At 49.8% G+C, this 24,196-nt stretch carries 25 protein-coding genes, 4 tRNA genes and 1 riboswitch; of the genes, 18 read left to right on the forward strand and 11 right to left on the reverse strand.

Features of this window, described 5'->3' with window-relative positions; genetic code table 11:
- The first annotated feature begins 64 nt into the window (after positions 1-64).
- From ubiD to HMPREF1028_RS08015, 7 genes are all read left to right on the forward strand, one after another.
- On the forward strand, positions 65-1,543 hold the full coding sequence (gene ubiD / locus HMPREF1028_RS07985) for a 4-hydroxy-3-polyprenylbenzoate decarboxylase (RefSeq protein WP_009312300.1): 1,479 nt from the start codon (positions 65-67) through the stop codon (positions 1,541-1,543).
- A gap of 116 nt (positions 1,544-1,659) precedes the next feature.
- The gene (locus HMPREF1028_RS07990) at positions 1,660-2,184 is read left to right on the forward strand and encodes a GNAT family N-acetyltransferase (RefSeq protein WP_009312301.1); all 525 of its coding nucleotides are present in this window, start codon (positions 1,660-1,662) and stop codon (positions 2,182-2,184) included.
- 384 nt (positions 2,185-2,568) lie between these two features.
- On the forward strand, positions 2,569-4,557 hold the full coding sequence (locus HMPREF1028_RS07995) for a monovalent cation:proton antiporter family protein (RefSeq protein ID WP_009312302.1): 1,989 nt from the start codon (positions 2,569-2,571) through the stop codon (positions 4,555-4,557).
- Between the two features lie 72 nt (positions 4,558-4,629).
- A tRNA-Val gene (locus tag HMPREF1028_RS08000) sits at positions 4,630-4,705 on the forward strand.
- A gap of 32 nt (positions 4,706-4,737) precedes the next feature.
- A tRNA-Asp gene (locus tag HMPREF1028_RS08005) sits at positions 4,738-4,814 on the forward strand.
- Positions 4,815-4,854: 40 nt separating this feature from the next.
- A tRNA-Val gene (locus HMPREF1028_RS08010) sits at positions 4,855-4,930 on the forward strand.
- Between the two features lie 32 nt (positions 4,931-4,962).
- A tRNA-Asp gene (locus tag HMPREF1028_RS08015) sits at positions 4,963-5,039 on the forward strand.
- Between the two features lie 116 nt (positions 5,040-5,155).
- Here the strand turns inward: HMPREF1028_RS08015 and HMPREF1028_RS08020 are convergent.
- From HMPREF1028_RS08020 to gcvT, 8 genes are all read right to left on the reverse strand, one after another.
- On the reverse strand, positions 5,156-5,398 hold the full coding sequence (locus HMPREF1028_RS08020) for a hypothetical protein (protein WP_003759935.1): 243 nt from the start codon (positions 5,396-5,398) through the stop codon (positions 5,156-5,158).
- A gap of 297 nt (positions 5,399-5,695) precedes the next feature.
- A complete protein-coding gene (locus tag HMPREF1028_RS08025; RefSeq protein ID WP_050804781.1) occupies positions 5,696-5,971 on the reverse strand; it encodes a hypothetical protein in 276 nt (91 codons plus the stop codon).
- Positions 5,972-6,134: 163 nt separating this feature from the next.
- Entirely contained in the window at positions 6,135-6,761 is a 627-nt protein-coding gene (locus HMPREF1028_RS08030; protein WP_009312304.1) for an arylesterase, read from the reverse strand.
- A gap of 42 nt (positions 6,762-6,803) precedes the next feature.
- A complete protein-coding gene (locus HMPREF1028_RS08035; protein WP_036529452.1) occupies positions 6,804-7,505 on the reverse strand; it encodes an energy transducer TonB in 702 nt (233 codons plus the stop codon).
- 319 nt (positions 7,506-7,824) lie between these two features.
- Entirely contained in the window at positions 7,825-8,376 is a 552-nt protein-coding gene (locus tag HMPREF1028_RS08040; protein ID WP_009312306.1) for a DNA-3-methyladenine glycosylase I, read from the reverse strand.
- Positions 8,377-8,483: 107 nt separating this feature from the next.
- Complete coding sequence (gcvH, locus tag HMPREF1028_RS08045) at positions 8,484-8,870, reverse strand: glycine cleavage system protein GcvH (protein WP_009312307.1); 387 nt, start codon at positions 8,868-8,870, stop codon at positions 8,484-8,486.
- A 77-nt stretch (positions 8,871-8,947) separates the two neighbouring features.
- Complete coding sequence (locus tag HMPREF1028_RS08050; protein WP_009312308.1) at positions 8,948-10,213, reverse strand: hypothetical protein; 1,266 nt, start codon at positions 10,211-10,213, stop codon at positions 8,948-8,950.
- Between the two features lie 296 nt (positions 10,214-10,509).
- Complete coding sequence (gcvT, locus tag HMPREF1028_RS08055; RefSeq protein WP_009312309.1) at positions 10,510-11,610, reverse strand: glycine cleavage system aminomethyltransferase GcvT; 1,101 nt, start codon at positions 11,608-11,610, stop codon at positions 10,510-10,512.
- A gap of 204 nt (positions 11,611-11,814) precedes the next feature.
- Positions 11,815-11,911: riboswitch (glycine riboswitch) on the reverse strand.
- Positions 11,912-12,193: 282 nt separating this feature from the next.
- On the opposite strand from gcvT, the gene HMPREF1028_RS08065 reads away from it, so the two are divergent.
- The 4 genes from HMPREF1028_RS08065 to HMPREF1028_RS08080 all read left to right on the forward strand — a co-directional run bounded on the left by HMPREF1028_RS08065 (position 12,194) and on the right by HMPREF1028_RS08080 (position 14,556).
- Entirely contained in the window at positions 12,194-12,676 is a 483-nt protein-coding gene (locus tag HMPREF1028_RS08065) for an Lrp/AsnC family transcriptional regulator (protein WP_003759951.1), read from the forward strand.
- 160 nt (positions 12,677-12,836) lie between these two features.
- The gene (locus tag HMPREF1028_RS08070; RefSeq protein WP_009312310.1) at positions 12,837-13,424 is read left to right on the forward strand and encodes a DUF1415 domain-containing protein; all 588 of its coding nucleotides are present in this window, start codon (positions 12,837-12,839) and stop codon (positions 13,422-13,424) included.
- 18 nt (positions 13,425-13,442) lie between these two features.
- Positions 13,443-13,802: a YbaN family protein gene (locus HMPREF1028_RS08075; RefSeq protein WP_003777107.1), complete on the forward strand. Its 360-nt coding sequence runs from the start codon at positions 13,443-13,445 to the stop codon at positions 13,800-13,802.
- Between the two features lie 133 nt (positions 13,803-13,935).
- Positions 13,936-14,556: an L-threonylcarbamoyladenylate synthase gene (locus HMPREF1028_RS08080; RefSeq protein WP_009312311.1), complete on the forward strand. Its 621-nt coding sequence runs from the start codon at positions 13,936-13,938 to the stop codon at positions 14,554-14,556.
- A gap of 95 nt (positions 14,557-14,651) precedes the next feature.
- Here the strand turns inward: HMPREF1028_RS08080 and HMPREF1028_RS08085 are convergent, their stop codons facing one another.
- Positions 14,652-15,398: an amino acid ABC transporter permease gene (locus tag HMPREF1028_RS08085; protein WP_003768779.1), complete on the reverse strand. Its 747-nt coding sequence runs from the start codon at positions 15,396-15,398 to the stop codon at positions 14,652-14,654.
- A 359-nt stretch (positions 15,399-15,757) separates the two neighbouring features.
- On the opposite strand from HMPREF1028_RS08085, the gene yegQ reads away from it, so the two are divergent.
- The 6 genes from yegQ (at position 15,758) to HMPREF1028_RS08120 (ending at position 20,767) form a co-directional block, all read left to right on the forward strand.
- Positions 15,758-17,110 (forward strand): tRNA 5-hydroxyuridine modification protein YegQ, encoded by a 1,353-nt coding sequence (gene yegQ / locus HMPREF1028_RS08095; RefSeq protein WP_009312312.1) that lies wholly within the window; start codon positions 15,758-15,760, stop codon positions 17,108-17,110.
- Between the two features lie 56 nt (positions 17,111-17,166).
- Positions 17,167-17,367 (forward strand): hypothetical protein, encoded by a 201-nt coding sequence (locus HMPREF1028_RS08100; RefSeq protein ID WP_003777093.1) that lies wholly within the window; start codon positions 17,167-17,169, stop codon positions 17,365-17,367.
- A 228-nt stretch (positions 17,368-17,595) separates the two neighbouring features.
- Positions 17,596-18,333, forward strand: coding sequence for a methionine ABC transporter ATP-binding protein (locus HMPREF1028_RS08105; protein WP_003759974.1), 738 nt, complete (start codon positions 17,596-17,598; stop codon positions 18,331-18,333).
- A 1-nt stretch (position 18,334) separates the two neighbouring features.
- Positions 18,335-19,021 carry a methionine ABC transporter permease gene (locus HMPREF1028_RS08110; RefSeq protein ID WP_003777092.1) on the forward strand — a complete coding sequence of 229 codons (687 nt, stop codon included), beginning with the start codon at positions 18,335-18,337 and terminating at the stop codon, positions 19,019-19,021.
- Between the two features lie 78 nt (positions 19,022-19,099).
- A complete protein-coding gene (locus HMPREF1028_RS08115) occupies positions 19,100-19,744 on the forward strand; it encodes a hypothetical protein (protein ID WP_009312313.1) in 645 nt (214 codons plus the stop codon).
- 66 nt (positions 19,745-19,810) lie between these two features.
- Positions 19,811-20,767 (forward strand): MetQ/NlpA family ABC transporter substrate-binding protein, encoded by a 957-nt coding sequence (locus HMPREF1028_RS08120; RefSeq protein WP_009312314.1) that lies wholly within the window; start codon positions 19,811-19,813, stop codon positions 20,765-20,767.
- Between the two features lie 245 nt (positions 20,768-21,012).
- Here the strand turns inward: HMPREF1028_RS08120 and HMPREF1028_RS08125 are convergent, their stop codons facing one another.
- A complete protein-coding gene (locus tag HMPREF1028_RS08125) occupies positions 21,013-22,356 on the reverse strand; it encodes an ATP-binding protein (RefSeq protein ID WP_009312315.1) in 1,344 nt (447 codons plus the stop codon).
- Positions 22,357-22,414: 58 nt separating this feature from the next.
- Positions 22,415-23,077, reverse strand: coding sequence for a response regulator (locus tag HMPREF1028_RS08130; RefSeq protein ID WP_009312316.1), 663 nt, complete (start codon positions 23,075-23,077; stop codon positions 22,415-22,417).
- A gap of 501 nt (positions 23,078-23,578) precedes the next feature.
- On the opposite strand from HMPREF1028_RS08130, the gene HMPREF1028_RS08135 reads away from it, so the two are divergent.
- Positions 23,579-24,112 carry a PepSY domain-containing protein gene (locus HMPREF1028_RS08135; RefSeq protein WP_009312317.1) on the forward strand — a complete coding sequence of 178 codons (534 nt, stop codon included), beginning with the start codon at positions 23,579-23,581 and terminating at the stop codon, positions 24,110-24,112.
- Positions 24,113-24,196 lie beyond the last annotated feature (84 nt).

Consider the following 24,196-nt stretch of genomic DNA (forward strand, 5'->3'; position numbering starts at 1 on the left):
TCTATGATTCAGGTCGTCTGAAATCCAAAATCCGGCTTTCAGGCGACCTCGAATAAGGATCAACATGAAATACAAAGACCTACGCGACTTCATCGCCATGCTCGAACAGCAGGGCAAACTCAAACGCGTCGCGCATCCCGTTTCCCCGCATTTGGAAATGACCGAAATCGCCGACCGCGTGCTGCGCGCCGAAGGGCCGGTGTTGCTGTTTGAAAACCCGATTAAGCCCGACGGTACGCGCTACGATTATCCTGTGTTGGCGAACCTGTTCGGCACGCCCGAACGCGTGGCGATGGGCATGGGCGCGGACAACGTGTCCAAGCTGCGCGAAATCGGGCAAACGCTGGCGTATTTGAAAGAACCTGAACCGCCCAAAGGCATCAAAGACGCGTTTTCCAAACTGCCGCTGCTGAAAGACATTTGGAGCATGGCGCCGAACGTGGTGAAAAATGCGCCGTGTCAGGAAATCGTGTGGGAAGGAGAAGACGTTGATTTGTATCAACTGCCGATTCAGCATTGCTGGCCGGAAGACGTTGCGCCGCTGGTAACATGGGGCTTAACCGTAACACGCGGGCCGCACAAAAAACGCCAAAACTTAGGCATTTACCGTCAGCAGTTAATCGGCAAAAACAAGCTGATTATGCGCTGGCTGTCGCATCGTGGCGGCGCGTTGGATTATCAGGAGTTCCGCAAACTCAATCCCGATACGCCGTATCCCGTCGCCGTCGTACTCGGCTGCGACCCCGCCACCATTTTGGGCGCGGTAACGCCCGTTCCCGATACCTTGAGCGAATACCAGTTTGCCGGACTGCTGCGCGGTTCGCGGACGGAACTGGTGAAATGTATCGGCAACGATTTGCAAGTGCCCGCCCGCGCCGAAATCGTGCTGGAAGGCGTGATTCATCCGAACGAAACCGCGTTGGAAGGCCCATACGGCGACCACACCGGCTATTACAACGAACAGGACCATTTTCCCGTGTTTACGGTCGAGCGCATCACCATGCGCGAGAACCCGATTTACCACTCCACCTACACGGGCAAACCGCCCGATGAACCCGCCGTTTTGGGCGTGGCGTTGAACGAAGTGTTCGTACCGCTCTTGCAAAAGCAGTTCCCCGAAATCACCGATTTCTACCTGCCGCCCGAAGGCTGCTCCTACCGGATGGCGGTGGTCAGCATGAAAAAACAGTACGCCGGACACGCCAAGCGCGTAATGATGGGTTGCTGGTCGTTCTTGCGCCAGTTTATGTACACCAAATTCATCATCGTGGTGGATGACGATGTGAACGTGCGCGACTGGAAAGAAGTCATCTGGGCGGTCACCACGCGCATGGATCCTGTACGCGACACCGTTTTGATGGAAAACACGCCCATCGACTACCTTGACTTCGCCAGTCCTGTCAGCGGACTCGGCGGCAAAATGGGCTTGGACGCGACCAACAAATGGCCGGGCGAAACCGACCGCGAATGGGGACGGGTAATCAAAAAAGACCCTGCGGTTACGGCTAAGATTGATGAGATTTGGGGGGAATTGGGTTTGTAAACCAAAGTGCAGGCTGCTTTTTGCACATTCAAAACCAGAAGCAGCCTGCACTTTGCTAAGGTCGTCTGAAAGCAGCGTTTCAAAAAATTTCCAAACAATATTAGGCATTTTTGAGCATGGAAACACTAAAAACAGTCCGCCTAATCCTCCGCTCTTGGACGCTGACCGATGCTGAATCGGTGTACGAACAAGCCCGCAACCCTAAAATCGGAGCGATGTGCGGCTGGCCTCCTCATACCAGCGTGGAGGAAAGCCGCGAAATTATTGAACACGTCCTCCGTAAGCCGCATAGTTTTGCCATTTGCTTGGACGATAATCAAGCGATAGGCAGCATCGGCCTACTTTTTCAAAACGATAGCAATCTGCCGATGAGCGACCGTGAAGCGGAAATAGGTTATTGGCTGGGCGAGGATTTTTGGGGAAAGGGTTATGCAACCGAAGCGGTGCAATCGGTGGTTGCCTATGCTTTTGAGGAATTGTCTCTGGTGCGACTTTGGGCTGTGGCTTATCAGGAAAATACCCCTTCGCAACGCGTGCTGGAAAAATGCGGATTTTATCCTCATCACACTGAAGAACACTTCTTTTCCAAGCCGACGGGTGAGACGCATAGGGCGGTAATATATGCGCTGGAGAAAGAGTAGTCGTCGGAATGTACTCGTAAAGCAACATATCTTGCTTGTTTTAAACCGCATTAAGCACTAAAAGGGTCGTCTGAAATCAAGTTTTCAGACGACCCTTTTAGCCGATAAAACTTTACAATAACTTATCTAATTATTGCATGTTGCCGATACACCCCTGATTTAAAACTCATTCACTCTGAAGCAATCGCCCCGCCACCAGATACCCAAATCCCACTGCCGATATTTCGAACAGCATTTTTTTGGCTATATAAAGCATTACTTTACAGATTTTTTGATATAATTTTGACTATCCGTTTAGATAACCCGTTGATACCACTCTCTGCGTGTTTTCAGACGGCCTATCAAAAATATAACTTGTTTTCCAAATAAAAGGCCGCCCGCTCTATGCACGAAACTTTTTCCCTCGCACCCATCGTTATCGTCCTCCTCGTTTCCGTCATTACGGTGATTTATTGCCGTAAATTCAACATTCCTTCCATGCTCGGTTATCTTTTGGTTGGTTTTATCGCCGGTCCGGGTATGTTGAAGCTGATTCCGCAAGGCCATGCTACTGATTATCTGGGCGAAATCGGTATCGTATTCCTGATGTTCAGTATCGGTCTCGAATTCTCCCTACCCAAGCTCAAAGCCATGCGCCGCTTAGTGTTCGGGTTGGGCGGTTTGCAGGTCATTGTGACCATGCTGTCGATTATCGGCATTTTGATGCTGATGGGCGTCAGCTTTAATTGGGCGTTTGCCGCAGCAGGGGCGATGACCATGTCGTCCACGGCAATCGTCAGCCGCATCCTGTCCGAAAAAACCGAATTGGGACAACCACACGGTCAAATGGCGATGGGCGTCTTGTTGATGCAGGATATTGCCGTCGTACCGCTGATGATCCTGATTCCTGCGTTGTCGGGCAATGGCGAAGAAGGCAGCCTGTGGGTTGCGCTCGGTCTTGCCGGATTGAAAATGCTGGTCACGCTGGGCGTATTATTCGTCGTCGGTAGCAAGGTGATGTCGCGCTGGTTCAGAATGGTCGCCAAACGCAAGTCGTCTGAATTGTTTATGATCAACGTCCTGCTGGTAACCTTAGGCGTAGCTTATCTGACCGAACTGGAAGGCTTGTCGATGGCATTGGGCGCATTCGTCGCCGGTATGCTGCTTTCGGAAACGGAATACCGTTTTCAGGTGGAAGACGACATCCGCCCGTTCCGCGATATTCTGCTCGGCTTCTTCTTTATCACGGTCGGCATGAAACTGGATATCCAGGCTTTAATCGGCGGCTGGCAGCAGATTCTGATTTTGCTGGCAATTCTGCTGGTATTGAAAGCATTGGTCGTCTTTTTTATTGCCTTGCATATGAAGCATCCGATTGCAGACAGCTTGAAAACAGCCCTCTATTTGGCACAAGGCGGCGAATTTGGTTTTGTGATGTTGAATATCTCCAGCAAAATCAATATGGTGTCGCCCGAGCTGGAGCAGGCGGCTACGGCAGCGATTCTGTTGTCCATGATTATCGCCCCATTTATCTTGGGAAGCAGCGATGCCATCGTCAGCCGTTTTGTCAAATCAAGCTGGGATATGAAGGCATTGGATTTGCACAGCATGTTGGTAGAAACCATGAGCAAATCCGACCACGTCCTGATTATCGGTTTCGGACGCGGCGGTCAGACCGTCGGGCGCGTCTTGGCTCAGGAAAACATCCCCTACTTCGCCCTCGACCTTGATATCGGCAGGGTTCAGGTGGCGCGCAATGCGGGCGAGCCGGTTTCGTTCGGCGATGCCAAGCGGCGGGAAGTCTTGGAAGCCGCAGGTTTGGAACGCGCCAAAATGGTGGTCATTACCCTGAACAATATGCACGAAACCCAGCATGTTCTCGACAATATCATGTCACTGCATCCGAGTATGCCCGTGTATGTTCGGGCGACCAATGACGATTACGTCAAAATCTTCACAGATATGGGCGCAGAAGAAGCAGTATCCGATACCAAAGAAACCAGCTTGGTGCTGGCAAGCTACGCCATGTTGGGCAATGGCGCGACATACAGCCACGTTTATCAAACCATTACCAACATCCGACACAGCCGCTACGCCTCTCTGGAAGGCTTGTTTGTCGGCAGCGATGATGAAAACGGATTCGGTGAAGAAGGCAAATCCATATGCCGCCACGCCTTCCCTCTGACAGGCGAAGCCTACGCCATCGGCAAGACCATCCGTGATTTGCCTTTGGATAACGCAGGCATCAAACTTCTATTTATCCGCCGAAACACAAGCAGGATAGAAAACCCCGACTTGGATTTCCAGCTTCAACCGAATGATATTTTGGTCGTCGCAGGCAGACAGGAGGAAATTATTTCTTTTGAAAACTGGAGTTTGCAAGGAAATACCTAATACACTGAAAAATAAAGCTTGCGCGGCGGATGCTTTTTTGATTTAATAGCGTCTTCGCAAATACAGCGACAAGGGTGATTAGCTCAGTTGGTAGAGCGTCTGCCTTACAAGCAGAATGTCGGCGGTTCGACTCCGTCATCACCCACCAAGTTTCCTTTCATTGTTGCAAAACAATGATGCGCGGTGGTAGCTCAGTTGGTTAGAGTACCGGCCTGTCACGCCGGGGGTCGCGGGTTCGAGCCCCGTCCGCCGCGCCAAATTTCAAAAATACTGACATCGTCGGTATTTTTTATTTTCGGGTGATTAGCTCAGTTGGTAGAGCGTCTGCCTTACAAGCAGAATGTCGGCGGTTCGACTCCGTCATCACCCACCAAGTTTCCTTTCATTGTTGCAAAACAATGATGCGCGGTGGTAGCTCAGTTGGTTAGAGTACCGGCCTGTCACGCCGGGGGTCGCGGGTTCGAGCCCCGTCCGCCGCGCCAAATTTTAAAAATACCGGCTTTTGCCGGTATTTTTTTGCGTGTAAGAAACGAACGTAGAAAAAGAGCGGTATTTAGTTTTTCAGACGACGTGCATTAGGAAGGTCGTCTGAAAAGCTTCAATCAGCGTTCTCATCGCGTTTATCATACTTTCTCAGGAAAATCACTGTCCAAATCAAGCTGATTAAAATACTGCCAAAAAAGGCAATCTCAAAGAAAACAACCAAATCCCCGAGGCAGCCGACTCCGCAATTTCCGCTATTACTGCTCAGAAAATCATTAATATAAGCGACAACATAAAGAATTGCCACAAACTCAGGAATAGCCATCAACCAAATACCTAAAACATTCAACCATTTCATCAGCGTTTTTCAACCTCGTTTTTTTCCATTTTAGGCAGTATAGATGACGGTATGACAGAAGACAATGCTCCTGCAATGGCCACATACAGACTAAACAACCTGAATACTGAAAAAGAAAAATCCTGCAACAACATCTGAACGAGAATGAACGGAAAAACCAATAATAAAATGCCGCAAAACCTGCCGCTTTCAGACGACCTACTAGACTGTTGAGGCTTAACCCAATCTGCAGTTAATGCTTCGATAACTACATGAAAGCAGGTATCGAATTATTGATGTTTTTCTTGAAGAAATTGATTAAAGTTTAAAAAAAAAGCTATTCAATGCTATTTCTTCATCTTGATAGAGCAGAAATAGCAATTTGTCCCATGAAACGCTATATTGATCAATGTTGAACTTTTCTTGAATCCAATCGGCAAACTCTATCAGTATTTCTGAATTCTCTGTTTGTTTAGGATTTCTAAAATGCCAACCATCTAGAAAAGCTTTTAAGCAAAAAATACTATTGCGTCCAATATACATTGCCGGCCTTTTTTCTATTTCTAAAATAAGCTTTACAATGTTATTTTGCATTTTTAGTCTTTCTTAAAAAACACCGAATGCTCCATAATCTTTCTTCGTAAACTCTGAGAACAGCATTTACTCTGCCTCACGCTGCACTACAAGATTCGTATCCCTTTTCTTTTTTAAAAGGTCGTCTGAAAACGAAATTCGCGAAGTAAATTACCGTTTACTCCTACAAAAACCCCTCTTCCCGCAAAAATTTCTCCAGCCTCTCCGCAAATGCCCTATACCCCGCAGCGTTAGCGTGTATTTGGTCGGATTTCAACTTTTCATCACTCAAAATTTCAGACCATGCGCCGCCGAACAAGAGAATTTTGTATTGTTCGGCAAGCTCCTGATAAAGCGGATGATCGCTCAAATGACCGAACAATGCGCCGACACTCAAGTGCGGTACGCCAACCAAGACGGCGGGAATATTTTCTTTCTGCACGGTTTCGATGATTTCGGCAATATTGGCGCGGGTTTCAGCTTCGGGAAATTTACGCAAGAAGTCGTTGCCGCCTATGCCGATAATCACAAGCTTGGGTTGGCGTTGCAACAGCGTGGGCAGGCGCGACAGGGCTTGTGCGGAGGTATCGCCGGAAATGCCGCCATTGATGATGTCCCAACCGGTCAGCTTTTGCAATTGCGCAGGATAGGATTCGGCAGGACTCGCGCCATAGCCGTAGGTCAACGAGTCGCCCAAAGCAAGTACGGTACTTCCTGCGGCAATTTTCGTCTGCTTCTTGCCGGATTTAACGCCGCAAGCTGCAAGCAGTAAAACGCTTGTGTAAGTAAGAAATTTTCTTCGTGTGAGCATATTTTGTTTCTGATTTTCTAAAGTATTACGGAAGCTGCTGCGTTAATTTTGCACATCTTCATCTTCAAACCGAAAGCTGATTGGAATGTTAACCTGTGACCAAACAGGTTTTCCGTTTTCTACGCTAGGCAGAAAAATATTTCCCATTACACCTTTCCTTGCCGCATTATCCAACCTGCGGAAACGCGAACTTTCCACCACCTTGACACTGTCCAATTGACCCTCCGGCGAAACTACACCCCCCAATATAACTGTACCCTCTTCCCCATTTTCCTCCGACAACGGAGGATAGGGTATGGAGGTCATCTGACGGTACATACCGCCTTTATAGTTGTCATTTTCACCATAGAGCAAGTAAATATGTTCCGCATAAGACGGAACGTTTTGACACACGCTCTGCACCTCGCCGTTTGCATCGGTTTGATTAGAGCAAGTTTTAGCAGGTTCATATCGCTTCGGACGCTTCTGCGTTAATGCAGCTTTGCACAATGCGCTTCCTGCCGACTGATCTCGGCACACTGCGCCATCAACCCTGCCTTTTTCATTAATGACGGACAACACCGGCAACACGCCGCCCTTACGCCTGTCAGGTGTCGGAACAACCGCAACCTGTGGCTTTACCGCCTGCGGACGTTTTAAGATTTCTTCGACAGGCGGCAGTTTTTTGTCCGACATGGTGGAACATGCAGTCAGAAGAGTGGACAGTATCAAAAGTGTTAAAGCGGATGGTTTGAACATGTTCATTTTTTGTTTTCTTTATGTTTGATGATTTATCTTGTGGCGTGATTAAAAAGATTATGACATAGAAAATATGGAAAAGCTGAATTTCAAAGGACAAAGTTTGCCTCAAGGTCGTCTGAAAATAGTTATAGTGGATTAACTTTAAACCAGTACGGCGTTGCCTCGCCTTAGCTCAAAGAGAACGATTCTCTAAGGTGCTGAAGCACCAAGTGAATCGGTTCCGTACTATCTGTACTGTCTGCGGCTTCGTCGCCTTGTCCTGATTTTTGTTAATCCACTATATTTTTGAAACCGGCAAAGCAAGTTGCCTCAAAACCCGTTTTCAGACGACCTCTGCCCATTTTGGATGGCATTCTAAAACTTCTTGATAAACCGGACAGCTTTCAATATGCGCGCCGGGCAGGTAGCCGGTGCTCATTAAAAATTCGCCGACAATTTCGCCGCCGACAAATTTGAAATGTTTTTTAAACAGCTTCACCCACTCGGCTTTATCGAGCGGATGGTGCGCATCGAGCCATTTTTTAAACGAACCGTATTCCCGCTGCAACTTTTTGATTTGTCGGGCGTTGTAAATGGCGGCATTGATTTTCAGGCGGTTGCGGACGATGCCTGCGTCGGCAAGCAGGCGTTCGATGTCGGCTTCGTCGAATGCGGCGACAGTGTCAATGTCGAAATCTTTAAATGCAGCCCGAAACGCCTGTTGTTTCTTCAGCATCAACGTCCAGCTCAAACCCGCCTGATTGATTTCCAACACCAGCCGTCCGAACAACTCATTGTCGTCTGAAATCGGAAAACCGTATTGCTTATCATGGTAATGTTTGTTCGGATTGTCCGTATCGTTTGGGAGGGCGGCAACAAATTCGCAGTAATTCATGTTTTATCGGTCAAGCGCAACAAAGGTCGTCTGAAAACCTAAAACGGGGTTTCAGACGACCTTTCACAATCGAAACGCGGCAATATGCCTGCCGCGCAAGTTTAAAATCAATCCACTTCGCCTGCGTATTGCTCTGCGGTCAGCAGGCCGTCGTAGTCGGCAGGATTGGCAGGTTTGATTTTGAAGAACCAGCCTGCGCCGTATGGGTCGCTGTTGGCAGTTTCCGGCGCACTGGGCAAATCTTCGTTGACGGCGACGACTTCGCCTGCAATCGGTGCGTACACGTCGGACGCTGCTTTCACCGACTCAACCACACCGGCTTGTTCTTCGGCAGCCAGGTTTGCGCCGACTTCGGGCAGCTCGACGAACACGATGTCGCCCAACAACTCTTGCGCGTGGTGGGTAATGCCGACGGTGATGATACCGTCTTCTTCAAGGCGCAGCCATTCGTGGCTGGCAACGTATTTCAGTTCGGCTGGGATGTTGTTGCTCATGGTTTGATTCTCCATTGGTTTTGATTTAGAACTAGAAACGATACTGCTAATCTACTTGAAACACTGTTCAATAATTTTTAGTAAGGAATATATTGCCTATCCAAAGGCTGAAGGACATCGGCTGTTAACACCAAACATTTTTGAGAAGCAAGCAGCAACTCTTCTTCAGTATGCTTCCCGTAAAACTCTACAGACTTAGGGCAAAACACTTTTACCTCGCCCAAATTCCACGCCATATAACCATACAGCGCATTCTTTTGGAGTTTATTTTTCGGCTGAGCGCATTTATTTTTTTCGTCATCAAAATCTATCCCTTCAAAAGGCACTTCTCTCGTGAAGTTTTTCTTAATATATTCCATCCCTTCGGTTGTCATGCCATTAACCCCAATACCGTGTAATTCAAAATCTTCTTTTCTTTGATATTTATTACTTATTATATACCAACCGGAGTCTTTTGGAATTTCTATAAATCTAATGGGATACAACAACTTTTGTGGAATGTCATCCGTAAAAAAAGCAATAGATACCCAATAGACAAGACAAAATAAAATAGGAAAGCCATAGTAAACAATTTTATTTGTAATTTTATTTTTATTATCATTGATTTTATTTTTATTGTCATTTAACAATGCCGCTGCAACCAAAGAATTTGCTGCAACAAGAATTAATGAACAGATTAAAAACAGCCACTGAAAATTTTCATCGTCAATCCAATTCGCAGCAATGCTCAGAACTACAACTAGTAACAAAAAAAAAGTTAACAATGCAACAAGAATTGAAAATAAAACTATATTTTTCAATGAATTGGTTGAGTATATTCCCTTTAATTCTTTAATCATTCTATTTTTTTTAACTATTCTTTTTTTGCTATAATGCCAAGAAATAAGAAAAACTACAGCAGGTAAAAAAATAGAAAATATAAAAATTCCGAATACAGCAACTTCTCCACAGTTGCTATCACGCCATTCTTTTGATGTGTAAAATGCAATAACAATCAATATTAAAAAACCAATTATTGGAAATATACTAGATACAAGAAATACTAACCGCTCCATTAGCCTCTTTATTAATACTCCTTCATCATTTGCTATAACAGTTAACTGATAAGGAGCTAATAACGATAAATAGATAAATGAACTGATAAAACCAAATACAAATAATATTGCTAAAACGCTATACGGTTGACTAACTATACTTGTAAAAATACCTAACTGATTAATGTAATCAAGATATTTATAAATCACAATAAAACCAAATACCATACCCAATATGGTACCCAATTTTATAATACCTAAAAAAACATTTAAAGATTTATCAATTTTCTCTAAATTTATCTCCGTCATATTAAACTACTCCGTCAAACAACCCCTCATTTTCAGCTTTCAGACGACGTTTACTAATTTAAATCTGGTTCGTTACTACCTTTAATGTATCAGAGGATTTTAAATCTTTTTTTTGTTTTTTGACAAAAATCGAAACTACTTAGACTTCAACTTCTACTATGTTTTTTTTTAGAAAAACGAACGTAAAGCATCTATCAGGAATACAAGTTGTAAACATCGTCTGAAAACAAGAAAACAGGTTCTACGAAGCAAACACAGTAAGTTTCACTAAATACTACCTGCCTAATCGGACTGCATCAGTCAAACTGTTTCTGTCCGTTGCGTACAAACGGCAGCTTCAATACGCGCACGTCCACCTCTTTGCCGCGTATCAGCACTTTGGCGGTATCGCCGTCAAAATCTTTCGGAACGCGGGCGATGGCGATGGATTGTTTCAGGCTGGGCGAGAATACGCCGCTGGTGGTTTCGCCTTTGCCTTTGTCGGTCAACACTTCCATATGCGCGCGCAGGATGCCGCCTTTTTCGAGCAGTAAACCGACTTGTTTGACGGCAACTCCTTTTTCTTTCAATGCCAACAAAGCGGCTTTGCCGACGAAATCGCGGTTTTCGTCTTTCAAATCAACCGTCCAACCCATGCCTGCTTCGAGCGGGCTGGTGTCGTCGTCCATATCGTTGCCGTAGAGGTTCATGCCGGCTTCCATGCGCAGGGTGTCGCGCGCGCCGAGACCGCAGGGCTGTACGCCGGCTTGTTGCAGGGCTTTGAAAAATGCGACGGCTTCAGTGCCGGGCAGGATGACTTCGACGCCGTCTTCGCCGGTGTAGCCGGTGCGGGCGACAAACCAGTCGTTGCCCAAATCCGCGCCTTGGAACGGTTTCAGGTTGTGGACGACATCCGCCCATTCGGGTTTGACGGTCAGGAGTTTTTCAATGGCTTTAGGACCTTGTACGGCAAGCATACCGAGGTCGTAGCGCGGGTTGAAGGCGACGCCGAATTCTTGTCCGACTTTGTGAAACTGGGCGGTGTCTTTTTCGCGGGTCGCGCCGTTGGACACGATGCGGTATTGGGTTTCGGCTTCGTTGGTGCGGTAAACGATCAAGTCGTCAATCACGCCGCCGTTGTCGTTGAGCAGCGCGGAATAAAGGGCTTTGCCGACGAAGGCGAGTTTGGCAACGTCGTTGGCAATCAGTTTGCGGAAAAAGGCTTTGGCGTTCGCTCCGGCGACATCGGTAACGAGCATATGGGATACGTCGAACATGCCGGCGTCGGTGCGCACGGCTTCGTGTTCGGCGATTTGCGAACCATAATGGATGGGCAGCTCCCAGCCGGCAAAATCGACCAGCTTCGCGCCTGCATCTTGATGGGCTTGGTGAAACGGGGTGGTTTTCAGGGCAGTCATTCTCAGCTTCTCCGGATTTATTGTTCAGATGCCGTCCGCACAAGATGCGCGGAAGACCCTATCTGTCCTTGAACCTGAGATTTTCGGCATACCCGCTTGATGGCAAACCAGTCTGCTCACTGCTTTGCGCGGTTGTCTGAATGGTGGTTCAGACGGCCTTCTCCCCTTCGGTGGGTGCGAGCGCACCGCTCTCCAGATGTTTTATTTCAATGTGCAGTCCCTGTTGCCTGAGCGATTTAAGGGCATCTGCGCCTTCGGCGGCTACATGTAACCTGATGTAGCTCTCTCCTGCACATGCCCCGATTATGGCTTGAAAAGGCGGTTTGGGCAAGCCGTCTTTTATATGGTTGCCATTCGTTTTGCCCGGATTGACTAAACCCTGTTTGCAGATATGAAATTAAATCAATTTGTTTGCATCCATACTTTTTAACACAGATTATTTTCAAAAATACTTTTTCATTGGTTGATTGTATGTTAAGTAAATGTTATTTGTTATATACTCTGCCTAACTGGTCAATCTGAGCGCTCACACGAACGCTATCCGACTAATTTCCATCTTATACAGCAACAGGGAGCAAACTAAATGACACCGATAACCTTGGATAAAACCGACCTTAAAATCTTACAAGTCCTACAAGAAAACGGCAGATTGACCAATGTCGAATTATCCGAGCGGATCGCGCTTTCCCCCTCCCCCTGCCTGCGCCGCCTGAAGCAATTGGAAGACGCGGGCATCATCCGCCAATATGCCGCCCTGCTCTCCCCCGCAGCCGTCCATTTGGGCTTACAGGCATTTATCCGCGTTTCCATCAGCAAAGCAAAAGATGCGCGTGAAGACTTTGCGCAATCGGTGCAAGAATGGCCCGAAGTATTGAGCTGCTTCGCCCTGACCGGCGAAACCGACTACCTGCTCCATGCGTTTTTTACCGATATGAACTCATTTTCCCATTTCGTTTTGGATACGCTCCTGTCTCATCACGGCGTACAGGACGCGCAGTCTAGCTTCGTGTTGAAAGAAATCAAAAACACAACCGCCCTGCCGCTGGGACACCTCATCCCCGATTAAAGGCAAAACGCAAAGGTCGTCTGAAAACGTAAACCCTGTATTTCTCAGCGTTTTCATTTTCAGACGACCTTTTTCCGTCCTAACGGCGATATCCTGAGAGCAGAGAATTTCATGCTATACTTGAGAACTATTTTTAATTAAATCAAATCCTAATTCCCGCATGACTACCCCTGACTCCGCCACCGTAACCGACCACACCCGCCAATGGCTCGAAAAAGCCGTCATCGGACTCAACCTCTGCCCCTTCGCCAAAGCGCCGCACGTCAAAAACCTCGTGCGCATCAGCGTCAGCCAAGCCCGCCATCTGGACGGTTTCCTCGAAGACTTAGACCGAGAATTGCAGCTTTTGGGCGATACGCCCGCCGACGAGCTGGAAACCACCCTGCTTGTCCACCCGACCCTTTTTCCCAACTTCGACACCTTCAACCAAATGCTCGACATTGCCGATGCCGCCGTTGTGGACAACGGTTTGGAAGGCATTGTCCAAATCGCCCCGTTTCATCCCGATTTCCAATTTGAAGGCACGGATTCAGACGACATCGGCAACTACACCAACCGCTCGCCCTACCCCACCCTGCACCTCATCCGCGAAGACAGCATCGCCAAAGCCGCACAAGCCTTCCCCGACGCCTCCGCCATTTTCGAGCGCAACATCGCCCTGCTCGAAAAAATGGGACACGAAGGCTGGGACAAGCTCGATATTCCCCGCTGCCCGTTTGATCACGGCAAAACCAAAGCATCCGAATAAGATTTCCAACAAAATAACATGATTCGCTACTTACTCATCTTTTGCGGCGCAGTTTCCTTTCTCTTAGGCATCATCGGCATTTTTCTGCCGATTATGCCCACCACCCCCTTCATCATCCTTGCCGCCGCCTGCTGGGCAAGAGCCTCGCCCCGCTTCCACCGCTGGCTGCACCAACACCGCTATTTCGGCCCCATGATACAAAACTGGGAAAACAACGGCGCCGTCCCGCGCAAAGCCAAAATCTTCGCCATCAGCATGATGAGCCTATCCTGCATCTTCATGTTTTGGCGCTTTCCCGAAAAATGGTGGATAGGCGCGGCATCCACATTGGGCTGCGGCTGCGTCGCCGTCTGGATGTGGCTGCGTCCCGAACCCTGATTCGTATCCAAAACACAAGGTCGTCTGAAAACGCAGTTTCCGTTCCGAAACCGTATTTTCAGACGACCTTTTGTCATTTCAAACCATCGGTTTTAAAATATCCGCAACACAAACTGCCAAAAGGAAAACCGCCATGGCACAATTCTTCGCCATCCACCCCGACAACCCGCAGGAACGCCTGATCAAACAGGCCGCCGACATCGTCCGCAGCGGCGGAGTCATCGTGTACCCCACCGACTCCTGCTATGCGCTCGGCTGCAAACTCGGCGACAAAGCCGCGATGGAACGCATCCTCGCCATCCGCAAAATCGACTTGAAACACCACCTGACCCTCATGTGCGCCGATTTGAGCGAATTGGGCACTTACGCCAAAGTCGACAACGCCCAATTCCGCCAGCTCAAAGCCGCCACTCCCGGCAGCTACACCTTCATCCTGCAAGCCACCAAAGAAGTCCCCAACCGCACGCTGCACCCGAAACGCAAAACCATAGGCCTGCGCGTTCCCGACAACAACATCGCCCTGAGCCTGTTGCAGGAATTGGGCGAGCCGCTGCTCAGTTGCACCCTGATGCTGCCTGAAGACGACGAGCCGCTGACCGATCCTTACGAAATCCGCGACCGCCTCGAACACAGCGTCGATTTGGTCATTGACGGCGGCTGGTGCGGTACCGAGCCAACCACCGTCATCGACATGACCAACGGCACGGAACTCATCCGCCAAGGCAAAGGCGACACCGCCCTATTCGGTCTGTAAACCCCAAAAACCAAAAGGTCGTCTGAAAACCCAAATCGGTTTTCAGACGACCTTTTGACATTGCCCTAGCCGAAAACAATCGGCTTATTCGAAAATCAACGATGCTGCGGGTTGTAGCGGTTTTCCAAGCGCAGGAACACCCAGCCCAAGAAAGTCGTCATCATGAGATAAATCAGCGCGACGGTATAGAGCGGTTCTTCATAAACGGAATAGCGGCCGCTAATCGTACTTTGCACATAAGCCAGCTCCGCCACGGCGATAACGGACAACAGCGAGCTGTCTTTCAAGAGCGTAATAAATTCGCTGGCAAGCGGCGGAAGCATACGGCGCAGCGCCTGCGGAAGAATCACATAACGCATTGCCTGCGGATAAGTCAGCCCCAGCGAACGCGCCGCTTCCATCTGACCGCGGTCGATGGACTGGATGCCCGCGCGGAAAATCTCGCAGATATACGCGCCGGAGTTGGCAATCAAAGCAAGCGAACCGGCAATCAGCGCGCCGTAAGAGCGTCGGATTTCCACCGCCTCGTCGCCGTTGATCAGCAAACCGTCGGTAGGATGGACGAAAAACGGGAACCAAACGTAAGACCAAATCACAATCTGCACAAACAGCGGCGTACCGCGGAACAGCGTTACATACAGCAGCGAAACCTTACGCAAAACCCAAGCCAGCGCGCGCATGGGCGCACCCGCCTTTTCCAGATGGATCAAGCGCGCCAGCGCGAGCAGCAGACCCAATACGGAGCCGCCCGCCGTCGCCACTACGGTCAAGCCCAGCGTCGTCAGCGCGCCGTAGAAAAACATCCAGCGGTATTCGTAAATAATGTCAAACCGAAAATCCATACTCGTCCGCCTGTCTAAAACTCCGGGAAACGGTTTGCGGCAGCCGCCCGATTCCCGAACATTGGAAAAATGAAACTCGATATTTTACAAGAAAATACATTCTTTGAATGCCTTTTTGTTAAATTAATCGGGTTGCCGTCCGTTTTTTACATTTCCCCGCCCGTCGCGACTATCCGCCCACTGCCACTCAGAAACCTGTTTTCCTCTGAAAAAACAACGCAAAACAATCCCGATATGTCGCCGCAAAATTGACCGTCCCGACAAAAAGGCGGATAATCCGCCCATCCTTAAAACACCTTTTCAGACGACCTTTCCCCGTGATTCAAAAGGTCGTCTGAAACCTTTTATAAAGCACAAACATGAAAGCACCCGAACTCCTCCTTCCCGCCGGCGGCCTCGAACGTATGCGCGCCGCCTACGATTACGGCGCAGACGCCGTTTATGCCGGCAGCCCTCGTTACTCCCTGCGCGCCCGCAACAACGAATTTGCCAAACTCGACGTCCTCGAGCAAGGCATTAAAGAAGCGCACGAGCGCAACAAAAAATTCTTTTTGACCGTCAACACCCTGCCGCACAATTCCAAACTCAAAACCTTCGTCGCCGACATGGAGCCGCTGATTGCCATGAAACCCGACGCGCTGATTATGGCGGATCCGGGTTTGATTATGACCGTGCGCGAAAAATGGCCGGAAATGCCGATTCACCTGTCCGTACAGGCCAACACCACCAACTATTGGGGCGTGAAATTCTGGCAGAACATCGGTGTTGAGCGCATCATCCTGTCGCGCGAATTGAGCATGGAAGAAATTGCCGAAATCCGCCAAGAATGCCCCGACATCGAACTAGAAGTCTTCATCCACGGCGCATTGTGCATCGCCTACTCAGGCCGTTGCCTATTGTCAGGCTATTTCAACCACCGCGACCCCAACCAAGGCACCTGCACCAACTCCTGCCGCTGGGACTACAAAGTCCACAACGCCACTGAAAGCGATGCGGGCGATGCCCAGCTTCTGCAAGGTTTCAACTTTGAAAAAGCCCAAGAAGAAGCCAACCAAAACTTTGAAGGCATCAACGGTCAGAAACGCCACCCCTACGCCGACAAAGTTTTCCTGATTGAAGAGTCCAACCGTCCCGGCGAGATGATGCCGATTATGGAAGACGAACACGGCACCTACATCATGAATTCCAAAGACCTGCGCGGCATCGAAGTCGTTGAAAAACTCGCCAAAATCGGTGTGGACAGCCTCAAAGTCGAAGGCCGCACCAAGTCGCTCTACTACGTCGCCCGCGTCGCCCAGTCCTACCGTAAAGCGATTGACGACGCCGTTGCAGGCCGTCCGTTTGACTATGGCTTGTTGAGCGAACTCGAAGGCCTCGCCAACCGCGGCTACACCAGCGGCTTCCTCGAACGCCACCAAACCCAAGACTATCAAAACTACCTCAGCGGCCATTCCACCGCCAAACAAAGCCAATACGTCGGACACGTTACTGAAATCGACGCCGAAGGCTGGGCAACGGTGGAAGTCAAAAACCGCTTTGCCGTCGGCGACACCTTGGAAATCATCCATCCCGAAGGCAACCAAACCGTTACGCTGGAACAAATGACCCGCAAAGGCGCAGCCATCGAAGTCGCCCCGGGCAACGGCATCCAAGTCAAAATCCCGAATATGCAGGGCAAAGAAAAAGCCTTGCTGGCACGGGTCATCAAATAATCATGAGGTCGTCTGAAAATTTTCAGACGACCTTTTGTCTTTTGTTAAGGAATTGTATGAACGAAGAAACCAAACAGGCGGCTCAGACCATAGGTCGTCTAAAACGGAAAGCCAGCGATGAAGAAAGGCTGCAAGGCTGGCGTGAAACCTGCGCCGAACAAGGGTTAAGCGGCGAATTTATCCTGACTGCGAAGCTCAACGGCGCGGCTTATACCGAGGAAGAAGCCCGCATGGTAGCGGAGCTTTTCGGCAAATAAACTGACAATTTATTATTTTAAAATTACAAATCATATCAAAATTTGACAAAGTTACCGATTTCGATTATAGTCGTATCTGAGTTAACATTGCCGATTTGACACAGCTTGCGGGCATAAACAGCTAAAGCGTATTTTCATTTTCTGCTGTTTTTATTCCTTTCTTTATATCCAAGCCCGTTGTGTACAGCATCGGGCTTCTTTTTTTTCCGGAAGTATCAGGAAGTATTTATGATTATTTTGGACAACGTTTCCAAACATTACCAAACGCGCGACAAAACCCGTTTTGCCGCCGTCGAGCCGACCAGCCTCGAAATCCAAGACGGCGAAATCTTCGGCCTGATGGGCTATTCCGGCGCGGGCAAATCCACCCTGTTGCGCCTGATTAACCTGTTGGAACGTCCCGACAGCGGCAAGGTCAATGTGTGCGGACAAGAGCTGACCGCGCTCGATGCCGCAGCATTGCGTCAGGCGCGGCAGAATATCGGCATGGTGTTTCAGCAGTTCAATCTTTTGAGCAACCGCACCGTCGCCGACAATGTTGCCTTTCCTTTGGAAATCGCCGGATGGTCGTCTGAAAAAATCAAAGAACGTGTTAAAGAATGCCTTGAAATCGTCGGCTTGACCGAACGCGCAGATCACTACCCCGCCCAGCTTTCCGGCGGACAAAAACAGCGCGTCGGCATTGCCCGTGCACTCGCGCCCAAACCCCAAGTCATCCTCGCCGACGAACCCACTTCCGCCCTCGACCCCGCCACCACGCGCAGCGTCTTGGAATGTCTGGAAGACATCAACAAACGCTTCAACGTTACCATCGTCATCGTAACCCACGAAATGAGCGTCATCCGCCGCTTGTGTGACCGCGCTGCCCTCTTGGATAAAGGAAAAGTGGTGGAAATCGTCGAAGTACGCGGCAACCAAATCCACGCCCAATCCGAAATCGGGCGCGAGCTGATTCGGGAGGACTGATATGGCAGACTTAACATTCGAACAAGCCGTTTCCACCATCGTCGGCATGAAAGACGAAATCGTCCGCGCCTTGGGCGAAACCTTCGTTATGGTCGGGTTGTCCACCACGATTGCCGTCATCTTCGGCACACTCTTGGGCGTCTTGCTTTTCGTGACTTCCAACCGCCAGCTGCATTACAACAAGCCGGTGAATTTCCTGCTCGACAACTTAGTCAACCTGATGCGCGCCTTCCCCTTCGTCATCCTGATGATTGCCATGATACCCGCCACCCGCGCCATCGTCGGCAGCACCATCGGCCCGATTGCCGCCTCGCTGGTATTGAGCGTGTCCGGCCTGTTTTACTTCGCCCGACTGGTGGAACAAAACCTGCGCGAAGTCCCCAAAGGCGTGATTGAAGCCGCCACCGCCATGGGTGCATCGCCGCTTGCCATCGTCCGCAAAGTCCTCTTGAACGAAGCGCGCGCGGGCATGGTTTCCAGCATCACCGTCCTCGCCATCGGCCTGCTCTCATACAGCGCGGCGGCAGGCATGATAGGCGGCGGCGGCTTGGGCGACCTTGCCATCCGCTACGGCTACTACCGCTACCAAACCGAAGTCATCATCTTCATCGTCGCTATCCTCGTGCTGCTCGTTATCCTGATTCAAAGCATCGGCAACGCGTTGGCGCGGAAATTGGACAAACGTTAAACCTCACAAACGTAAACAAGGTCGTCTGAAAATACACCTGATGCATTTTCAGACGACCTTTTGAGTGAAAAATACAACATGAAATCCGCCAAAAAAATTCTAATTGCCATTTATTTAGTCAATATCGGCAATATCCTTTGGTACTTTATCGGCCCCATGAACCATATGCCGAAAATATGGTACATAGGGCTGAGTATCGGCATCTTTCTTGCCCAACTCGCCATCTTGGAAAAATTAGAACACCCGCCCTCCGACGTCAACGCGCACAACAGCAAAATGATGCGTAACGATATGGGTTTCTTCATTTTATTGTGTGTCGGGCTATTGGCTGTCTTTATGGTATGGTCCCTTATCGCCTCCCCTGTCCCCATCTGGGGCATCCTTTCATTTGATGATATGGTTTCCATAGGGGAAATGAACGGATCAATTGGCACGATGGACATCAATGAAATGGGCGAAATCAGCGAGCCGGATGAAAGTGCCATGATGGCTGAAGACTATGATGATGAAATGGACGGACACGCCGTAATCGACGGAACAGATGAAATGTATGAAAGTGCCGATACCGCCTTTGATATTTCTCCGTTCGCCACCTCGTTGGATTGGCTCAAGCTCATCTCAGCCCTGACTTTTAAAGCGGGATTGATTTGGCTGTGTTACCGTTCCGCCAAAGGCCTGTACCTCACCATAAAAAACCGTCCCGTTTCCCATAAATGGATTTAAAATCCCAACTGTCCCGACGGCAGAGGCCGTCTGAAAAATCGACTTAACACTTACCAGGAGTAAAACATGCAGACAAACACCTTCTTCAAAACCCTTTCCGCCGCCGCGCTCGCCTTGATACTGGCAGCCTGCGGCGGTCAAAAAGACAGTACATCTGCCGCATCCGCCGCATCACCTGCCGCCGACAATGGCGCGAAAAAAGAAATCGTCTTCGGTACGACCGTCGGCGACTTCGGCGATATGGTCAAAGACCAAATCAAACCTGCGCTGGAGAAAAAAGGTTATACCGTCAAACTGCTTGAATTTGCCGACTACGTCCGCCCCAACCTCGCTTTGGCAGAAGGCGAACTGGACATCAACATTTTCCAGCACAAGCCTTATCTGGACGACTTCAAAAAAGAACACAAATTAGACATCACCGAAGCCTTCCAAGTACCGACCGCGCCTTTGGGCCTGTATCCGGGCAAACTGAAATCGCTGGACGAAGTCAAAGACGGCAGCAGCGTTTCCGCGCCTAACGACCCGTCCAACTTCGCCCGTGCGCTGGTCATGTTGAACGAATTGGGCTGGGTTAAGTTGAAAGACGGTGTTAATCCGCTGACTGCGTCTAAAGCCGATATCGCCGAAAATCCGAAAAACATCAAAATCATAGAGCTTGAAGCTGCACAACTGCCGCGCAGCCGCGCCGACGTCGATTTCGCCATCGTTAACGGCAATTACGCCATGAGTAGCGGCATGAAGCTGACCGAAGCCCTGTTCCAAGAACCGAGCTTCGCCTACGTCAACTGGGCAGCCGTCAAAACCGCCGACAAAGACAGCCAATGGCTCAAAGACGTAACCGAAGCCTACAACTCCGACGAGTTCAAAGCCTACGCGCGCCAACGCTTCGCAGGTTACAAATATCCTGCCGCCTGGGGTGAGAACGCAGCAGCCGGCGCAAAAGCCGAAGCCGCTTCTACTGCTTCGGCAGCAAATGCCACAGCAGCCTCCGCAGCAAACCCCGGCGCTTCCGCAGCAAAATAAACTGTAAGCCCTAAAGCAAAAGGTCGTCTGAAATCCCAAATCAGGTTTCAGACGACCTTTTTGCCGTATATGGCGAAAATATAGTGGATTAAATTTAAATCAGGATAAGGCCTAAGGAGTGGGAAATATGGCTGCGAAGGTCTCAGGTCGTCTGAAAACCTGATTTGTCAGGAATTTCAGACGACCTTTGGGTGATTGGGGGGAGTGTTTGCCAAATGTAGGAAGCTGCTGTTTTGTACTTATTGTCAGGCTCTCTCCAGCCATGCGCTCAAACCTCCTCCGTCGCGGTTTTCAAGTTTCAACGTCAGGCCGTGGAGTTTGGCGATGTGTTCGGCGATGGACAAACCCAGTCCGCTGCCTTGGGCATTTTGTCCGGCAGGACGGTAGAAACGTTCTTTAATCCGCGACAGATGTTCGGGGGCGATGCCGGTGCCTTGGTCGCGTACTTCGATACGGTTAGCGTGAAAATACAGTCCAACCTCGCTGTTTTCGGGCGAATAGCGCACAGCGTTGTCGAGCAGGTTGCGCAACATGAGTTGCAGTAGCGCGTCGTCGCCTTGCAGGAGGGGCGGCTCGGCAAGAAATTCGCGCTTGAGGCGGATGCGTTTTTCGCGGGCGGAGAGGTTGGTGTTTTGCAGCACTTGGCTGCTGAGGCTCTCCCAATTGATGGGGGCGGTATTTTTCAGGCCTTGTTCGGGATCGAGCCGTGCCAGCGTGAGCAGTTGGTTGATTAGGTGTTCGGCGCGGTTGAGGCTTTGTTGGATTTGTTGCAGGTGGTAGGGCTGTTCGGCAGTGTCGCTGAGGGCGAGGACTTCGGCCTGCACTTTCAATGCGGCAAGCGGGCTGCGCAGTTCGTGGGCAGCATCGGAGGTAAAGCGTTGTTCGCGTTCGATGCTGGTCTGAACGCGGGCGAACAGGCGGTTGAGGGCGTCGACTAGGGTTTGGGTTTCCTGCGGTACGGCGCGGCTGACGGGAGCAAGGTTGTCGGCGCGGCGTTCGGACAATTCTGATGCGAGCTCTTTCAGCGGGTAGATGCTGCGTTTGACCGCCAGATGCAGTAGCAACACCATCAGCAGCAGAACAAGCAGCGAGGCGGCAAGGTGCGCCCAAACAATGTTCCACAAAATTTCAAGGCGGTTACGCCAAGGTTGGGCGACGGCGACTGTCTGTCCGGTTTTCCCGTCGTGGTAATAGATGACGCGTAGGCTTTTTTCCTGCCAAGGCTTCCCGATGTCGGTGAAGCCGGAAATTTTGCGGAATGGAATTTCTTTACCCCTTTTGTCTGAGAGCAACAGCCTGCCGTCTGCATTCCAGACGGAAATGCCGTTTTGTTTGTCTTCTGCAAAACCGGTGTGGCCTTTGCCCAGGCTTTTTTTAACTTTAGGCAGCAGCACGGCTTTTTCCGGTTCGATGTAGGGCAGTGATTGGGCAAGGTCGCTCATCTGACTGTCGGCGGATTCATTCAGTTCGTGTAACGCCATTGCCAGTGAAACAGCGTTGGCGGCGAACCATGCCAAGAGCAGTCCGCTGCCGATATAGAGTATCAGGCGTTTGCGGATAGAAGTTTCGGGCGGAAGCTTTTTAAACATGGAACGACCTTTTTGTGCAAGGGGGCTGTTTCTTCAATTTTTGCGTTTTCAGACGACCTTAAGGCATTTCTCCGAGTTGGTAACCCAATCCGCGCTTGGTTTGAATCACGGATGAACCGATTTTTTTGCGCAGGTTGTGGATATGCACTTCGACCGCGTTGCTTTCAACTTCTTGATCCCAGCCGTATAGTTTGTCTTCGATTTGGGCGCGGCTGATGATGTGTTTCGGATTGGCGACCAGCATTTCCAGCAGCCGCCATTCGCGCGCGGTCAGGTTCAGCGGCTTGCCGCCAAGTGTGGCGGTTTGGGCGGAGGTATCCAAATACAGGCTGCCGAAGGTCAGGCCGCTGTCGCTGCGTCCGTGGCTGCGGCGCACCAAGGCATTCAGCCGTGCTTCAAGTTCTTCCAATGCAAACGGTTTGCACAGGTAATCGTCCGCGCCGCTGTTCAACCCGGTCAGGCGGTCGGGCAGCGCATCGCGTGCCGTCAGAATCAGCACGGGTAGCGTCAGACCTTGTCTGCGCCAGTGCCGCAATATTTCTATGCCGTCGATGTTCGGCAAACCCAAATCCAACACCGCTGCATCATAAGGCGCAGCCAGTGGTGCGGACTGTCCTTGAGCGCCATCTGAAAACCAGTCCACCGCCATACCGAGCTTTTTTAGCCCGGCGGCAATACCGTCGCCGATGTGCGGGTCGTCTTCCACCAGCAGGATACGCATAAAGATACTCCTGTTTGTTCGGATAAGTGCAGTGAATTCAAATCAAGACGCTCTGTCCCGCCATTTCCCGCCTTCGCAAGAAAAGGCATGGCGAAAACCGGGTGCCTCTATTTTAATTGGCTCTATATGATATGGATTGTATAGCGGATTGGCTTGAAACTCGTTTTGTTGTACTGCCTTGCTTCAAAACAATATTGTAAGGCAGGGTCGTCTGAAAACCAAAGTCGGGATGGCAATAGAACATCATGCAGACTGCCCGCTTTACCCTTGGTTTCAGGCTGAGGCCTGTCATTAAAACAGGCTGGGCTTAAGTAGAACTTAAGAAATTTGGAGGAATAAATATAAAATAAAAACAATAATTTGAATAAAATTTATAGAAAAATCTTTTTCTTAAGGTTCGCTTAAGTTTGGCTTGTTTTAATACGCTCAATCCAGCAGACACTGTTGGCAGAGTTCAAATACACAAACATTTTTATTTTTATCCGACAAAAAGGAAACATCATGAAATTCAGCAAAAAAGGTCTCATCATCGCCGTCGCAACCGCTCTGACCATCGGTACTGCCAGTGTCGGTGCATATGCCGCAGGTGCCATACCCGGAACCAAAGCCGCCGCTTTCTCCAGTAGCAAAATCAGTGCCGCCCAAGCTGTCGATTACGCAGTGGCCAAAATTCCCGGCCGCGCCGTCGAAGTCGATTTCCGCCACAAAAACGGTCAGAGCTACTATAAAGTAGAAATAGTTGCCGATGACCAGAAACAAGAAGTCTTCGTCGATGCAGCCAACGGGCACATCATCGAAAGCCGCCCAGACTACGACAAAAAACCGCTCCAACCTCTGCCGAACACCAATATTTCCCTGAAACAAGCGATTGCCGCAGCCGAAGCCAAAACAGGCGGCCGCGCGAAGGATGCCGATTTGAGCTATAAAAAAGGTCCGTCGGTTTATAAAGTGGAAACCGTCAACAACATCCAAAAATACGAAGTACGCGTCGATGCCAACAGCGGTCAGGTACTGTCTTCACACATCGATTTATAAAGTAAAAACCGATTCGTGGCGACCTGTCAAAAGGTCGTCTGAAAACCCAAATCAGGTTTCAGACGACCTTTTTGCCGTATATGG

The organism is Neisseria sp. GT4A_CT1, from assembly GCF_000227275.1.
Lineage (GTDB): Bacteria > Pseudomonadota > Gammaproteobacteria > Burkholderiales > Neisseriaceae > Neisseria.

Bases quoted from the DNA above. Each gene is read 5' to 3' on its own strand.
- ubiD (WP_009312300.1), top strand. From the start codon at position 65: ATGAAATACAAAGACCTACGCGACTTCATCGCCATGCTCGAACAGCAG.
- HMPREF1028_RS07990 (WP_009312301.1), top strand. From the start codon at position 1,660: ATGGAAACACTAAAAACAGTCCGCCTAATCCTCCGCTCTTGGACGCTG.
- HMPREF1028_RS07995 (WP_009312302.1), top strand. From the start codon at position 2,569: ATGCACGAAACTTTTTCCCTCGCACCCATCGTTATCGTCCTCCTCGTT.
- HMPREF1028_RS08020 (WP_003759935.1), bottom strand. From the start codon at position 5,398: ATGAAATGGTTGAATGTTTTAGGTATTTGGTTGATGGCTATTCCTGAG.
- HMPREF1028_RS08025 (WP_050804781.1), bottom strand. From the start codon at position 5,971: ATGCAAAATAACATTGTAAAGCTTATTTTAGAAATAGAAAAAAGGCCG.
- HMPREF1028_RS08030 (WP_009312304.1), bottom strand. From the start codon at position 6,761: ATGCTCACACGAAGAAAATTTCTTACTTACACAAGCGTTTTACTGCTT.
- HMPREF1028_RS08035 (WP_036529452.1), bottom strand. From the start codon at position 7,505: ATGAACATGTTCAAACCATCCGCTTTAACACTTTTGATACTGTCCACT.
- HMPREF1028_RS08040 (WP_009312306.1), bottom strand. From the start codon at position 8,376: ATGAATTACTGCGAATTTGTTGCCGCCCTCCCAAACGATACGGACAAT.
- gcvH (WP_009312307.1), bottom strand. From the start codon at position 8,870: ATGAGCAACAACATCCCAGCCGAACTGAAATACGTTGCCAGCCACGAA.
- HMPREF1028_RS08050 (WP_009312308.1), bottom strand. From the start codon at position 10,213: ATGACGGAGATAAATTTAGAGAAAATTGATAAATCTTTAAATGTTTTT.
- gcvT (WP_009312309.1), bottom strand. From the start codon at position 11,610: ATGACTGCCCTGAAAACCACCCCGTTTCACCAAGCCCATCAAGATGCA.
- HMPREF1028_RS08065 (WP_003759951.1), top strand. From the start codon at position 12,194: ATGACACCGATAACCTTGGATAAAACCGACCTTAAAATCTTACAAGTC.
- HMPREF1028_RS08070 (WP_009312310.1), top strand. From the start codon at position 12,837: ATGACTACCCCTGACTCCGCCACCGTAACCGACCACACCCGCCAATGG.
- HMPREF1028_RS08075 (WP_003777107.1), top strand. From the start codon at position 13,443: ATGATTCGCTACTTACTCATCTTTTGCGGCGCAGTTTCCTTTCTCTTA.
- HMPREF1028_RS08080 (WP_009312311.1), top strand. From the start codon at position 13,936: ATGGCACAATTCTTCGCCATCCACCCCGACAACCCGCAGGAACGCCTG.
- HMPREF1028_RS08085 (WP_003768779.1), bottom strand. From the start codon at position 15,398: ATGGATTTTCGGTTTGACATTATTTACGAATACCGCTGGATGTTTTTC.
- yegQ (WP_009312312.1), top strand. From the start codon at position 15,758: ATGAAAGCACCCGAACTCCTCCTTCCCGCCGGCGGCCTCGAACGTATG.
- HMPREF1028_RS08100 (WP_003777093.1), top strand. From the start codon at position 17,167: ATGAACGAAGAAACCAAACAGGCGGCTCAGACCATAGGTCGTCTAAAA.
- HMPREF1028_RS08105 (WP_003759974.1), top strand. From the start codon at position 17,596: ATGATTATTTTGGACAACGTTTCCAAACATTACCAAACGCGCGACAAA.
- HMPREF1028_RS08110 (WP_003777092.1), top strand. From the start codon at position 18,335: ATGGCAGACTTAACATTCGAACAAGCCGTTTCCACCATCGTCGGCATG.
- HMPREF1028_RS08115 (WP_009312313.1), top strand. From the start codon at position 19,100: ATGAAATCCGCCAAAAAAATTCTAATTGCCATTTATTTAGTCAATATC.
- HMPREF1028_RS08120 (WP_009312314.1), top strand. From the start codon at position 19,811: ATGCAGACAAACACCTTCTTCAAAACCCTTTCCGCCGCCGCGCTCGCC.
- HMPREF1028_RS08125 (WP_009312315.1), bottom strand. From the start codon at position 22,356: ATGTTTAAAAAGCTTCCGCCCGAAACTTCTATCCGCAAACGCCTGATA.
- HMPREF1028_RS08130 (WP_009312316.1), bottom strand. From the start codon at position 23,077: ATGCGTATCCTGCTGGTGGAAGACGACCCGCACATCGGCGACGGTATT.
- HMPREF1028_RS08135 (WP_009312317.1), top strand. From the start codon at position 23,579: ATGAAATTCAGCAAAAAAGGTCTCATCATCGCCGTCGCAACCGCTCTG.